This is a genomic window from Streptomyces sp. NRRL F-525 (genome assembly GCF_000716605.1).
In the GTDB taxonomy this organism is placed as follows: Bacteria; Actinomycetota; Actinomycetes; order Streptomycetales; family Streptomycetaceae; genus Streptomyces.
Genome location: NZ_JNXE01000002.1, coordinates 311973 through 325350 on the forward strand (window position 1 = coordinate 311973; position 13378 = coordinate 325350).

The following is a 13378-nucleotide window of genomic DNA, read 5'->3' on the forward strand; positions in this document are numbered from 1 at the left end:
ACCTGAATGCGGGGAACGTCAGCCCTTGACGGCGCCTTCGCCCACGCCCCGGAAGAAGTACCGCTGGAGGCAGGCGAAGAGGGCGATCAGCGGTGCCACGGCGATGACCGTGCCGGCGGCGACCAGGCGTTCGTCGTTGGCGAAGGTGCCGTGCAGATAGTTGAGGCCGATGGTGAGCGTGAACTTGGACGGGTCGCTGAGCACGATGAGCGGCCACAGGAAGTCGTCCCAGGCGCCCATGAAGGCGAAGATCGCGACAACGGCGATGGTGCCCTTCACGGACGGCAGCGCGATCCGCAGGAACCGCTGCCACACGTTGGCGCCGTCGACGAAGGCCGCTTCCTCTATCTCGTACGGCAGGTTGAGGAAGGCGTTGCGCATCAGCAGCACGTTCATCGCGCCGATGCAGCCCGGGAGGACCACCCCGATCAGGGTGTTGTTGAGGCCCAACTCCCGCATGGTGGTGAACTGGGCGATGATGATGCCCTCGACCGGCACGAGCATCGCGAGGATGAAGACGAGGGTGGCGACCCGGCGGCCCCGGTACCGCAGTCGGGCCAGCGCGTAGCCCGCGAGGGCCGAACCGACGCAGTTCGTCACGACGTTGCCGGCGGCGACCTTCAGCGAGTTGAAGGCGTAGTCCCAGACGGGGATGGTGTCGGCGACCCGCTTGTAGTTGTGCAGGGTGGGGTGTTCGGGGAGGAAGGTCGGGGGCGAGCTGTAGATGTCCTCGGTCGGGCCCTTGAGCGAGGTGGAGAGCTGCCACACGAAGGGGCCGACGGTGATGGCGAGGACGATCAGCAACAGCGTGTAGCGCAGGGCGAGTTCCCAGACGCGGATGCGGCGGCCGTGCTCGTCGGTGATGCGGGGTTCGCGAACCGCCGTCTCCTGGACGGGCCTTGCGCGCTCGATGACGCTCAAGAGTCCTCCTTCCGGTCGGCCCGCAGCACGAGCAGCATCAGGGCGACGGTGACGACGAAGACGACGACCGAGAGCGCGGAGGCGTAGCCGACCCGGCCGGTCAGGCCGGTGCCGGTGCGCTGAACGAGCATCACCAGGGTGGTGTCCTCACCGGCCGGTCCGCCGCTCGGGCCCGCCATCAGGTAGACCTCGGAGAACACCTTGAAGGCGGCGACCGAGGACAGCGCGCCCACCAGCACCATCGTGGAGCGGACGGCGGGCACGGTCACCGTGAAGAAGCGCCGCACCGCGCCCGCGCCGTCCACCGAGGCGGCCTCGTGCAGTTCGCGCGGCACGCTGGCGAGCGCGGCCAGATAAATGATCATGTAGTAGCCGAGGCCCTTCCAGACCGTGACGGCCATGGCGCTCAGCAGGAGCAGCCACTGGTCGCTGAGGAAGCCGATCTGTCCGACGCCGATCGTCTCCAACAGCGAGTTGACCAGGCCGCGTTCGTCGAGCAGCCACACCCAGATCAGCCCAACCACGACGATCGAGGCGACGACCGGCGTGTAGAAGGCGGACCGGAAGAAGGTGATGCCGGGGATGTTCTTCTGCACCAACAGGGCCAGCAGCAAAGGGAGTACGACGAGTGCGGGCACCACCCCCACGATGTACAGGGTGCTGTTGCGCAGGCCGGTCCAGAACATGTCGTCGTGCCACAGCTCGCGGAAGTTGGCGAAGCCCACGAAGTGGCCCGGGATCAGGGTGCGCCGGTCCGTGAAGGAGTTGATCACGGTGGAGGCGAAGGGGTACAGCACGAAGGCGCCGACGATCAGCAGCCCGGGGGCGGCGAACAGCCAGGGGCTGGAGGGCAGTTGGCGCCGCACGCGGGACACGTCGGCCATGGAAACCTCAGCCCTCCTGCTGGAGCAGCGTGTCGCACTGCTTGACAGCGTTGTCGAGAGCCGTCTTGGGACTCTCCTTGCCCTGCAGCGCCTTGGCGACCTCGTTGCGCAGCGCGGTCTTCATCTGCTCGCTGAACAGCACCGGCGTGTAATTGACCGCGTTCTTCAGGGACTTGGCGGCGGCGATCCGCACCCGCGTCTCGTCGGTGCCGTCCTCCTTGGTGAAGTACGGGTCGTCGAGGGAACCGGCGGTGCTCGGGAAGATGGCGACCTTCTTCGCGAACGACATCTGCTGCTGGGCATCGGTGACGTAGTGCGCGAAGGCCACGGACGCCGGGGTGTGCTTGGTCTTGGAGTTGACCATCACGCCCATCACGTACATGTTCACGTGCCCGGTGCTGGTGATCTGGTCGGTGATGCCGATGTTCTTGTACAGGGTCGGCGCCTGCTTCTTGAAGTTGTCGAGGTCCAGGGCGCTGCCGGGGTTCATGGCGACGGCGCCGGTGAGGAACTTCTTGCCGGACGACTCGGGGGTGGCGGTGAGCGCCTGCGAGTCGAGGGCCTTCGCGTCGTACAACTCCTTGTACTTGGTGAGGAGTTCGATGCCCTTCGCGTCGTTGAAGGCGAAGGCGGTACCGGCCTTGTTCATCAGCTCGACGCCGTAGCGGCCGAAGTCCTCGACAGTGGGGACGTTGGCGAGCGTGGCGACCTTGCCGTTCGTCTTCTTCGCCAACTGGAGGGCCTGGGCGAAGAGTTCGTCGTACGTCTTCGGCGGCTGGTCCGCGTTGAGTCCGGCCTGCTTGAAGAGGGACTTGTTGTAGAAGAGCGGGCCGGTGTTGAGGTACCAGGGGAAGGCGTAGGTGCCGGTCATGCCCGGTATCTCGTGGCTGGCCCAAGCACCCGGCAGGTACTCGCTCTTGTACTTCGCGGCCGACTTGTCGAGGTCGAGCGCGAGGCCCGCCTTGGCGAGCGGGGCGACGAGGTCCGGGGAGACGTTGACGACGTCGGGCAGGGTGCCGCCGGCGGCGTCCGCGCTGATCTTGTCGGCGTAGCCCTCGGCGGGCTGGTCGATCCACTTCACATGCGTGCCGGGGTACTGCTTCTCGAAGCCGGAGATCACGCCCTCGAAGTACGACTTGAAGTTGGCGCGGAGGTTCCAGGTCTGGAAGGTGATGTCGCCCTCGACCTTGCCCGAGGCGTCGGTCGATCCGCCGCCGTCTCCCCCGGAACCGCAGGCGCTCAGCGGCATGAGGACGACGGCGGCGGCAGCGGCGGCGAAGGCTCTGCGGGAGATGCGCACGGCGAGTGGCTCCTTTGCCAGTGGGGTTGGCTGATCGTGCCGGGGCAGACCTTGCACGGTGTTCCCGGGGCCCGTCAATGGATTCCGCTCAGCTAAATTCATTAGTTGGCCTGATCCGGCCAACTGCACTGGTCAGCGAGGTGTGTTCGCATTCTTGCGGTGGATCACTAATGCGCTTTAGGGTGTGCGGACTCAAGCGCATTAGTGCGCGGCACCGGTGGAATGGAGTGCAGGGTTGTCAGGCAAGCGGTCGCCCGCGCGTCGGCCGACGATGAAGGACATCGCGCAGCGCGCCGGTGTGTCCGAGAGCGCGGTCTCCTTCGCGCTCAACGGCCGGCCCGGCGTCTCCGAGATCACCCGCGACCGGGTGCGCCGGGTCGCGGAGCAACTGGGCTGGCGGCCCAGTACGGCGGCGCGGGCGCTGTCCGGAGAGGGTGCGGCGACGGTCGGTTTCGTGCTGGCCCGGCCCGCGGACACCCTCGGCGTCGACTCCTTCTTCCTCCAACTCGTCTCGGGCATCCAGGAGATACTCGCCGAGCGCCATCTCGGACTGCTCTTCCAGATGGCCGAGGACGTCGACGACGAGTGCGCGGTGTACCGGCGCTGGTGGGCCGAACACCGCGTGGACGGCGTCCTGGTGGCCGACCCGCGTACCGCCGACCCGCGGCCCGACCTCCTCGACGAACTCGGCCTGCCCGCCGTGGTGATCGGCGGCGCACCCGACGAACGCCACCCGGGTCTGTCGACGGTGTGGGCCGACGACGCGGGCGCGATGACCTCCGTAGTGGACGAGTTGTACGCGCGTGGCCATCGGCGGATCGTGCACATCGCCGGGCTGGCGGGCCTCGCGCACACCGAGCGCCGTATCCGCGCCCTGCGCGCCGAGGCCGCCCGCCGCGGACTGACCGAGGTGCACTCGGTGACCACCGACTACTCGGACGCGGCCGGCGCCGCCGTCACCCGCCGGGTCCTCGAAGTCGCCGCTCCCCCAACGGCGTTGATCTACGACAACGACGTGATGGCCGTCGCCGGAGTGGCCGCCGCGACCGAACTCGGCTTCTCCGTACCGGCGGACGTGTCGGTGGTCGCCTGGGAGGACTCCGCGCTGTGCCGCATGGTCCGGCCGTGGCTGTCGGCGCTGTCCCGGGACAGTGTGGAGTTCGGCCGTACGGCGGCACGGGAGTTGACCGCCCTGCTGGACGGCGGACCGGCGCGCACGGTGCGGGTGCCGGTGCCGCGGCTGATCGAGCGGGACAGCACGGGACCGGCACGGGTATGAAAGGGGGCGTGTCCCCCGTTTCGAGGCCGAATCGCCGGACACCGCCGGGTACTTCGTGTGAGGCTTTGCCCATGACCTCCGAAGACCCGCTGGCCGACCGGCTCCAGCTCGACCGGCCGCACTCCGCCCGTGTGTGGAACTTCCTCCTGGGCGGCAAGGACAACTACGCCGCCGACCGCGAGGCCGGCGAGATGATCGTCCAGATGTTCCCCGACATCGCGCTGCTCGCCCGCCTCCAACGCCGGTTCCTGGTAAAGGCGGTGCGCTATCTCGCCGAGGACGCGGGCATCCGCCAGTTCCTCGACATCGGGACCGGTCTGCCCACCGTCGACAACACGCACGAGGTCGCGCAGCGCATCGCGCCCGAGAGCCGCATCGTGTACGTCGACAACGACCCGCTGGTGCTGGTGCACGCGCAGGCGCTGCTCACCAGCACTCCGGAGGGCGCCTGCGCCTACGTCGACGCCGATGTGCGCGACCCCGAGAGGATTCTCGAAGCCGCCGCCCAGACCCTGGACTTCAGCAAGCCGATCGCGCTGACGATGCTGGGCATCCTGGGGCAGATCCCGGACTCGGACGAGCCCGAGGCCGTCGTGGCCCGTTTCCTCGACGCGTTGCCCCCGGGCAGCTATCTCGCGCTGACCGACGGCACCGACACCAACGCGGCGCTCAACCAGGCGATTTCGGTGTACAACGCCAACTCCGCCAGCTCCTACTACCTGCGCAGCCCCGAGCGGATAGCGGAGTTCTTCGACGGCCTCGATGCCATCGAACCAGGCATCGTCCCCATTTCACGGTGGCACCCGGAGCCGGTCGACGTGGGCCGCGATCCCTCCGTCGAGAACACGATCTGCGGCGTCGGCCGCAAGGCCTGAGCGCCAACACCGAAGAGGGGCACCGAAGTTGCCGGTGTCCCTCTTTGTCGTTCTGTGCCCTTGGGTCAGATCCGGAACAGCGCCCAGACCGTCTTCCCGCCACCCGCCCGCAGGTTCCAGCCCCACGACTCGCTGAGCGCGGAGACGACTTGCAGACCGCGCCCGGACTCGGCGAACTCGTCGGGGTGGCCCTCGACAGGTATTCGATCGCTGTCGTCCGTGACGGCGCACACCGCGTACGGCAGCCGGTCCCACACCGCGAGCCACAGTGAAGGCTGCGGCTCCGCACGGGAGTTGGGCGCCCGGCCGTAGCGCAGCGCGTTGCTCACCAGTTCCGACACGGTGACCGTCACATCGTCGACGAGTTCCTCCCCGGCCCGGTCGGCGAGCGCTGCCCGGGTGAAGTCCCGTGCCACCTGGGCCGATTGGGGCATCGGCGGCACGACCAGGACGGAACAGAGGGCGGGGTCGCGCCCGTCACCGGCAGCGGGGACCAGGGTGACGGTCCGCCCGGGCTCGGGTGGGCCCACCTGATCGACGGCCCGGCACAGCCACTCCCAAGTCCCCTCGATCCGCAGGGTGTCGACCGGTCGTACGACTTGCTCTGCGGACATCGCGACCCCTGAGACCCCTGGGAGAGAACACCTGCGCGCGCTACACCTGTCCGGAGCATCGTCCTCCGCCTGCCCCTGCAAGCGCAAGTGCATCGGCAATTACCGCTGCAATTGCAGACGATCTTGCGAGCGGCCCACCCGAGGGCTATCGTCCTCCACATCACCAATGGGTGCAATTGAAGCTGCAATTGCATTCGATCTTCCGGGGGAGCGATGAGGCCTCACATAGAGCACGCGAACGGCATGTCGGCGACCCTGCTGAGCGACGCGCAGTGGCGCAAGAGCCACCACAGCAACCCTGAAGGAAACTGCGTCGAGTTGGCCGCGCTCTCCGACGGCCAGGTCGCCGTGCGCAACTCGCGCCATCCCGAAGGTCCGGCGCTCGTCTACACCAGTGCCGAGATCTCCGCGTTCGTCCGCGGTGTGAAGGACGGCGACTTCGACGGCCTACTCCCCGGCCGCTGAGGTCAGGCAAACCCGCGGATTGGCCGGAAGGGGCCGGACACAGGCCGGCACCTTCCGGCTCCTTCACTCCCTGCAGTTATCCGGAACCTCGGTGCTACGATCCTCTCTTGAGTCCCGAAAACTTGCGGACGGTATCGGCGCGACCGCCGAGGGGATGAACATGACTGCAGCTCAACCGGAATACGCTCCCTCGGGTTCGGACGTGCTGAGCCTTCAGCGCGGCGGTCCGACGGTCCAGCGCATCATGCTGGGCACCCGCCTGCGCCGCCTGCGCGAGTCCCTCAACATCACCCGGGACACGGCCGCTTCGGCGATACGCGCCTCGGACGCCAAGCTCTGCCGCATGGAGCTGGGCCGCGTCGGCTTCAAAGAACGCGACGTGGCCGACCTGTTGACGCTGTACGGCCTCCAAGAGCCGGACGCACGCCAGGAGTTCCTCGACTCGGCCCGCCGTGCCAACGAACCGGGCTGGTGGCGCGCGTACGGCGACGCCTTCCCGACCTGGTTCGAGCAGCACCTGGGTCTGGAAGAGGCCACCTCCCTCATCCGCACCTACGAAGTGCAGTTCATCCCGGGCCTGTTGCAGACGGCCGGGTACGCCGAGGCCGTCATCCGGCTCGGCCGACCCGTCGACACCCCGGACGCGATCCAGCGCCGCGTCGAACTCCGCATGACCCGGCAGGAGTTGCTCACCAGGCCCGGCGCTCCGAAGCTGTGGGTCGTGGTGGACGAGGCCGCGCTGCGCCGTCCGCTCGGCGGAGCGGACGTGATGCGCGAGCAGCTGCGGCACCTCATCGAGACGGCCGCCCTGCCGAACGTCACCCTCCAGGTGCTGCCGTTCCACGTGGGCGGCCACGCGGCCGCCGGCGGTCCAATCACCGTGCTGCGCTTCCCGGTGCCGGACCTGCCGGACATCGTCTACCTCGAACAGCTCACCAGCGCCCTCTACTTGGACAAGCCCGACGAGGTCGACCGCTACCTCGCGGTCATGGACCGGCTGAGCATGGTGGCCTCGCCGGCCCCCGAGTCGGTGACCTTCCTGGAGAAGCTCCTCAGCGAGATGTGAGGACAGGCGGTTTCCGGCCGCCGCTCAGACCCGCGACCGGTACAGCCCGAACTCCGCGATCTTCACGGTGTCCCGGGCTGCCGTCACGCGAACTCTCCACCGCCGGGCGCGTACAGGCGCGGCCAGCAGCAGGATGCGGCTCGCGCCGATCGTTCCGGCGCGGGTGGCCTCCGTCCAGGCCCCGTCGACGTACGCCTCGATCACGAAGGCCTCGACCTGCTGGCCGTAGTGCCTTATGTCCTCCGCCAACCGGACGCGGTCCACGGCCCGTTCGGCGCCGAGATCGACGGTGACCCGGCCCGGCGAGACGGCCGTCCGGGCCCCGCGCGCCAGGTCCTCGGGCAGCTCCCGGTCCACGCGCTCGCGGAACTCGCGCAGGCGTGCCACGTCCGGGGCCGCCAGCACACCGTCCGTGTCCGGTGGCACGTTGAGCAGCAGCACCGAGTTGCGGCCGACCGAGCCGAAGTAGATGTCGATCAACTCGTCGACGCTCTTGGGGAGTTGGTCCGGGTGGTAGAACCAGCCGTCGTGGATCGACACATCGCACTCGGCGGGCCACCACTGGAGGTAGTCGGTGTCCGGCTGCGCCGCGACGAGCGCGCTGCGGCTGCCCTCGTCGGGGGTGTCGTACGACAACGCCCAGTCAGTGCGCCCGTATTGCTCCTCCTTGACCGGGAGGACGCTCCACTCGTCCTCCCGCGCGAGGCCTCCCTCGTTGCCGACCCAGCGAACGTCGGGGCCGGTCACGGCGATCGCCGCGTCCGGGGCGAGCGACCTGACCAGGATGTACCAGCTGTCCCAGTCGTAGTCCTCGACGTGGCCGGGCGGGATACGGCCCTGGGCGCCGTCGAACCAGACCTCGTCGATCGGGCCGTACTCGGTCAGCACTTCGTAGAGGGTGTTGAGCATGTGGGCGCCGTAGTCGGTGGCGTCCAAGGTGTAGTAGGCGTCCGGGGTACGGTCGTCGCCGTCGACGAGGGTCGGGATCGTGCGCGTGGTGCGTGCGCTGCCGTTGGCGTAGACGCCGTGGAGGTACTGGTTCTCGTCGGCGGGTGAGAGGTAGACGCCGGCCTTGAGGCCGTACCGCCGCATGGAGTCGGCGAAGGAGCGCAGTACGTCGCCCTGGCCCGCACGCCAACTGCTGTACGCGACCGTGTGGTTGGTGTAGCGGGAGGGGTAGAGGACGAAGCCGTCGTGGTGCTTGACGGTGAGGATGGCGAGCTTGAAGCCGCCGTCGCGCAGGGCGCGGGCCCACTGGTCGGTGTCGAGGCCCGTCGGCTGGAACACGTTCGGGTCCTCGTCACCGGTCCCCCACTCCAGGCCGGTGAAGGTGTTCACGCCGAAGTGCAGGAACGCCGTCCGCTCCAGCTGCTGCCAGGCCACCTGCCGTGCGGTGGGCCGGACTTGGGAGGCCTTGCGGACAAGGTCGGCCTCGGTGTCGTCGGGGCTGACGGGGATACGGGAGCGGGAGTCGGACGGGGGCCGGGGCGCCGCGAGGGCGGATGCCGTGGCGGTCCCGGTCGCGGCGAGCGCGGTGGCCGAGAGGACGAAGAGGCGTCGGGAGAGGGCCATGGGGTGGGACTCCTCTGGTTGCTCAGTGGGCGGTCAAGTGCCAGGTGGCGGGCTGGTGTTGGTCCGGCGGGTACTGCACGAGCCGGCCGTCGTCCGCGACGCTCAGCGCCATCTGCGTGATCGCGTTCACGAGCCGGTAGCCGCCCGCCGCGGGCGTCAACTCCCAGCGCTGCATGGTGTTCGCGGCATCGCAGGGCTGCGGGGTCGCCGAAACCCCGGGCTGGAGCGGCACGTTGAGGGTGAGCTTGCCGCCCCGCACCTCAAGGCAGCCGTCGGCGGTCCGCAGCGTCGCGTAGCCGTCCGGCGTGCGCTGCACCGTGGCGTCGAAGGAGGCGCCGCCCGCTGTCCGGAAGGTGTACGTCCCGTCCGCCACCGGTACCCGTGTCAGGTTCCGCCACCCCGGCGCGTGCCCAACTGCCGTACCCCGCGCGGTGAATGCGGCGTACGTGGCGTCGGGATGCGGATCGCCCCAGGTCGCCTGGGCGAGGTGCCGTAGCGCGGGCTCGGTGTCGGTGGTGACCTCGTTCTCGGTCTCGCCGCGGCCGTTGTCGGGCCAGAGGCTGATCTTCGCGCCGGTGACGCCGTCGCTGGAGGTGAGCTTCTCGCCCTCGAAGCTGCGCGGGTCCCAGCTCTGGCCGTACAGGGCCTCGGTGTCGCTGTGGAAGCCGCCGCGGATGAGGTAGAGGGAGTAGGCCGCGTTCATCAACGGGTAGCCCTGGGCGATGAGTTGGCTCGGTTTCTCCGTGACGTTCAGCCAGTGCTCGACCGTCGTGCCCGCCGCCACCGGCACGGTGTTGGCGCCGGTGAGCCCGTCGTTCCAGATGCGCAGCTTCTTGCCCTTGCTCGCGGCGTAGGCCTGGACGCGGTTGATGAAGTCGATGTAGGCGTCCTGCGGGGTGGCGTTCGCGCCGTACTTCTCCTGGGCGTAGCGCAGCATCTGCGGGTACTTCGAGTAGTCGGAGCCGAGCATGTACTCGTCGGCGCCCATGTGCCAGGACGACGCGGTGAAGACCTGCGCGTACTCGTCCATCAGGCTCGTGTAGTAGTCGAACGCCGCCTGCTGGGTGACGTCGAGCCGGGCGGGCTGCTTGTTGCCGTCGCTGTCGGTGAGCTGGAGATCGGGGCGGTTCTCGATCCATGGGTCCATATGGCCCGGGGAGTTGATCTCCGGGATGATCTCGACGTGGTACTTGTCGCCGAGCGCGACTAGGCGGCGCATCTCGTCCTGGGTGTAGTAGCCCCAGGTGTTGGCCTCGGGGTGCGCGGCGCTCTTCACCTTGAGTTCGAGGAGCAGTTGGTTGAGCTTGTGGTACGCCATCTCGCGCACCAGGTTCTCCAGCCAGGGCAGGGAGACGTGGATGTAGCAGGCGCAGACGCCGACCCCGCGTTCCTTGTAGCGCGGTACGTCGACCGTGCGTCCGGCGGGGATGTGGTCACCCTGCGCGAGGAGTTGGAGGAGGGTCCGGGTGCCGTAGAAGGCGCCGGTCTCGGTGGCGCCGGTGACCGACAGCCGTCTGCCCGCCTGGAGTTCGTAGCCCTCCGCGCCCAACGAGCCCTTGGTCGGCCGGACTTGGATCACGATGTCACCGGGGCGGGTGGCACCGCCCCGCACCACGGGCACTGTTCCGTGACCGGCCGCCTTCAGGTCGTCGGCGAGGGTGCCGGCGACTTCGCGCTCGCTCTTGCTGTCGGCAACGAGTCTGGCCCCGGGCCTGAAGTCGTAACTCCCGGGTTCAGGAGTCCAGTTGGACAGTGCGGGCACGGTCACCGGCACCGCCTGATCCTGGCCCTCCTGGACCGCGACCGCCGGTGCGGGTGCCGCGAGCAGTGCGAACACCGCCGCGAAGCCGATGAACCGGAACCGTCTCTTCCTGCGCTCAGCCATGACACTCCACCGGTCGCGATTGATCGGACGGCTGATGATTGAACTGCGCTCAGGAGCTGTCAATGGGCGGCGGGAGCAGCCACGTTGAGCCATTGATCGGATGACCAGCGGCTCAGTCGACGCCTGCCCGGTACCGGCTCGCGAAAAGTCCAAGAAGACGGCCTCGAATGTCCAAGGCCGGCGGCCCTTGGTTTCCCAGCACCAGCAGCCTTGGTTTCCATGGCCGGTCACCTCTCGACGCACCGCCCCGGCCGAGGCACAGTTCTCCCTACATACTCGCGAGTAGTGAGAAGGAGCGCGCCCGTGACCAGCTGGGTCGGCCGTACCGCCGTCGAGATCGCCACCGCCGTACGCGAGAAGCGGGTCACGCCCCGTGAGGTGGTGGCCGCGCATCTCGCCCGGATCGAGCGGCTCGACGGGCGGATCGGTGCGTTCCGGGTGGTGCGGGCGGAGGCGGCGCTCGCGGAGGCCGACGAGGTGGGCGCGCGGGCCGATCTGGCCGAACTCCCCCTGGCGGGCGTGCCGGTGGCCGTCAAGGACAACCTCCCGGTGACCGGCGAGTCCAACCGGGTCGGCTCCGCCGCGACCCCGGACACGCCCGCCGACCACGACCACGTCACCGTGGCCCGGCTGCGGGCGGCGGGCGCGATCGTCGTGGGGCTCACGAACGTGCCCGAGCTGTGCATCTTCGGTACGACCGAGGGCGTCCACGGCACCAGCCGCAATCCGTGGGACACGACCCGCACGGCGGGCGGCTCCTCCGGCGGCAGCGCGGCCGCCGTGGCCGTCGGCATGGTGCCGATCGCCCTCGGCAACGACGGCATGGGCTCGCTGCGCATCCCCGCGGCCAACTGCGGCCTGGTCACCATCAAGCCCGGGTTCGGGGTCGTCCCGGCCGGTATCGGCGACGGCGACTGGTTCGGAATGTCCGAGAACGGCCCCCTCGCGACGACCGTCGAGGACGCCCGGCTGATGTTTTCGGTCATCGCGGACATCGAGGTCGTACGCCCCGACGGGCCCACCACGCGGAAGATCGCCGCCTCCGTGCGCAGCCCGCTCGCCGGAGTGGCCGTCAGCAAGCCGTATACGATCGTCGTCCGGGAGGCGGCCGGGCTGCTGAACAAGGCCGGGCACACCGTGCGGCGCGCCGATCCGCCGTATCCGCTGTCCCTGAGCACCACGTCACTCGCGCACTGGACGGCCGGCACCTCGGTGGACGCGGCGGGGCTCGACCCTCGGAAGCTGACGCGGCGGAGCCGGGTGCACGCTGCGATCGGGCGGCGGTTCGTGAAGAGCGTCCGTACCGGCAAGGGCCGCGAGCGGCTGCGGGAGCGCCTGGCGCCGTTCTTCGCCGAGCACGACATCCTGCTGACGGCGGCGCTGGCCCGCCGCTCCCCCAAGGCCGGGCCGTGGCACGAGCGGGGCTGGCTGCGCAATGTGCTGGCCAACACCACCTACTCGCCGATGACTCCCCCGTGGAACCTCACCGGCTGGCCCGCGATGTCGGTCCCGTTCGGCACGCTGCCCTCGGGCGCGCCCTGCGCCGTACAGCTCGTGGGGCGGCCGGGGTCGGAGGCGGCGCTGCTGGAGCTGGCGGAGGAACTGGAGAAGCTGCGGCCCTGGCAGCGGACCGCGCCGCTCGACTGAGGAACCCGGGGCGTCTCGGCTAGAGGGCGCGGTACATGACGTGCAGGCCGACGCGTCCGTCGCGGGGATGGTCGTAGGCGTCGGGCACCGTGCCCAGGATCGTGAAGCCGAGGGAGAGCCAGAGCTTGACGGCGGGGTTGGTCTCGACGACGGCGTTGAAGACCATGCCGCGGAAGCCCTGGTCGCGGGCGGTGGTGAGGATGTGCTCGGCGAGGGCGCGGCCGATACCCCGGCCGCCGTGGTCGGGGTCGACCATGAAGCCCGCGTTGGCGATGCGGTCGGCGGGGCCGCCGTAGTTCGGGGTGACGAAGGCCGAGCCGACGACGGTTCCGGTCTCGTCCTCGGCGACGTACACGCGCTTCGGCGGAGACGTCCACAAGGCCCGGGCCGCCTCTTCGGAGGTGTCCCGGGCCCAGGTGTAGGTGTCGCCGGCGGCGACGATCCGGTGCCAGAAAGGCCAGATCCGCGGCCAGTCGTCGGCCGCGGCTTCTCTGATCAGCATGGGCGTGATTTTCGCACGCCCATGCTGTCGGCGATCGCGATGGGTCCCCGCGGGGGTCAGTCCACGCTGGGCAGGATGTGGGGCTCGGCGAGGTCGTCCTCGTAGCCCGCGAGACGGATGGGGGCGGACCGTGCCCACACGGCCAGGCTGCCGAGCTCGTCGGACCGGTGGCCCGCACGCTCCGTGTGTTCCTTGGGGCGTTGCTCGCGATTCGTCTTTTCCGGTGTCACCGCGCACTCCTTATGTGTCGGGTCACCCTCGGGGCACGACCGGCCGTCTCCGGTCCGGTACCTGGCCCGCTCGGGCGTGGGTTGAAGGCAGTTCGGACGCGGTGGCGCCGGTTACTCGTGTGAGAGCAGGCCGTGGTG

Annotated in this window: 13 protein-coding genes; 5 read left to right on the forward strand and 8 right to left on the reverse strand. The window is 69.3% G+C overall.

Going from position 1 to position 13378, the window contains the following annotated elements; all coding sequences use genetic code 11:
• Positions 1 to 18: 18 nt before the first annotated feature.
• Genes OO69_RS04520 through OO69_RS04530 form a run of 3 tightly spaced genes read right to left on the reverse strand, consistent with a single transcriptional unit; the run spans position 19 to position 3105 of the window.
• On the reverse strand, positions 19 to 921 hold the full coding sequence (locus tag OO69_RS04520) for a carbohydrate ABC transporter permease (protein WP_033279065.1): 903 nt from the start codon (positions 919 to 921) through the stop codon (positions 19 to 21).
• The gene (locus OO69_RS04525; RefSeq protein ID WP_033279066.1) at positions 918 to 1805 is read right to left on the reverse strand and encodes a carbohydrate ABC transporter permease; all 888 of its coding nucleotides are present in this window, start codon (positions 1803 to 1805) and stop codon (positions 918 to 920) included. Before OO69_RS04525 ends, OO69_RS04520 begins: the two co-directional genes overlap by 4 nt.
• 7 nt (positions 1806 to 1812) lie before the next feature.
• Positions 1813 to 3105: an ABC transporter substrate-binding protein gene (locus OO69_RS04530; protein WP_033279067.1), complete on the reverse strand. Its 1293-nt coding sequence runs from the start codon at positions 3103 to 3105 to the stop codon at positions 1813 to 1815.
• 271 nt (positions 3106 to 3376) lie between these two features.
• Between OO69_RS04530 and OO69_RS04535 the strand changes: the two genes are divergently transcribed.
• Both OO69_RS04535 and OO69_RS04540 read left to right on the forward strand, forming a co-directional pair.
• Positions 3377 to 4384: a LacI family DNA-binding transcriptional regulator gene (locus OO69_RS04535; RefSeq protein WP_051800764.1), complete on the forward strand. Its 1008-nt coding sequence runs from the start codon at positions 3377 to 3379 to the stop codon at positions 4382 to 4384.
• Between the two features lie 71 nt (positions 4385 to 4455).
• A complete protein-coding gene (locus OO69_RS04540; protein ID WP_033279069.1) occupies positions 4456 to 5259 on the forward strand; it encodes an SAM-dependent methyltransferase in 804 nt (267 codons plus the stop codon).
• 65 nt (positions 5260 to 5324) lie between these two features.
• Here OO69_RS04540 and OO69_RS04545 read toward each other — a convergent pair whose 3' ends face one another.
• Positions 5325 to 5873, reverse strand: coding sequence for an ATP-binding protein (locus tag OO69_RS04545; RefSeq protein ID WP_033279070.1), 549 nt, complete (start codon positions 5871 to 5873; stop codon positions 5325 to 5327).
• Positions 5874 to 6086: 213 nt separating this feature from the next.
• Between OO69_RS04545 and OO69_RS04550 the strand changes: the two genes are divergently transcribed.
• Positions 6087 to 6338, forward strand: coding sequence for a DUF397 domain-containing protein (locus OO69_RS04550; RefSeq protein WP_033279071.1), 252 nt, complete (start codon positions 6087 to 6089; stop codon positions 6336 to 6338).
• A 160-nt stretch (positions 6339 to 6498) separates the two neighbouring features.
• A complete protein-coding gene (locus OO69_RS04555; RefSeq protein ID WP_033279227.1) occupies positions 6499 to 7404 on the forward strand; it encodes a helix-turn-helix domain-containing protein in 906 nt (301 codons plus the stop codon).
• A 24-nt stretch (positions 7405 to 7428) separates the two neighbouring features.
• Here the strand turns inward: OO69_RS04555 and OO69_RS04560 are convergent, their stop codons facing one another.
• The gene (locus OO69_RS04560; protein ID WP_033279072.1) at positions 7429 to 8976 is read right to left on the reverse strand and encodes an alpha-L-fucosidase; all 1548 of its coding nucleotides are present in this window, start codon (positions 8974 to 8976) and stop codon (positions 7429 to 7431) included.
• Between the two features lie 22 nt (positions 8977 to 8998).
• A complete protein-coding gene (locus tag OO69_RS04565; protein ID WP_033279073.1) occupies positions 8999 to 10861 on the reverse strand; it encodes a family 20 glycosylhydrolase in 1863 nt (620 codons plus the stop codon).
• A gap of 303 nt (positions 10862 to 11164) precedes the next feature.
• Here OO69_RS04565 and OO69_RS04570 point away from each other — a divergent pair, with 303 nt between their 5' ends.
• The gene (locus OO69_RS04570; protein ID WP_033279074.1) at positions 11165 to 12508 is read left to right on the forward strand and encodes an amidase; all 1344 of its coding nucleotides are present in this window, start codon (positions 11165 to 11167) and stop codon (positions 12506 to 12508) included.
• Positions 12509 to 12527: 19 nt separating this feature from the next.
• Here OO69_RS04570 and OO69_RS04575 read toward each other — a convergent pair whose 3' ends face one another.
• Together OO69_RS04575 and OO69_RS52435 are read right to left on the reverse strand one after the other, a co-directional pair.
• Complete coding sequence (locus OO69_RS04575; RefSeq protein ID WP_033279075.1) at positions 12528 to 13010, reverse strand: GNAT family N-acetyltransferase; 483 nt, start codon at positions 13008 to 13010, stop codon at positions 12528 to 12530.
• Positions 13011 to 13066: 56 nt separating this feature from the next.
• On the reverse strand, positions 13067 to 13240 hold the full coding sequence (locus OO69_RS52435; RefSeq protein WP_199810877.1) for a hypothetical protein: 174 nt from the start codon (positions 13238 to 13240) through the stop codon (positions 13067 to 13069).
• Positions 13241 to 13378: the final 138 nt, after the last annotated feature.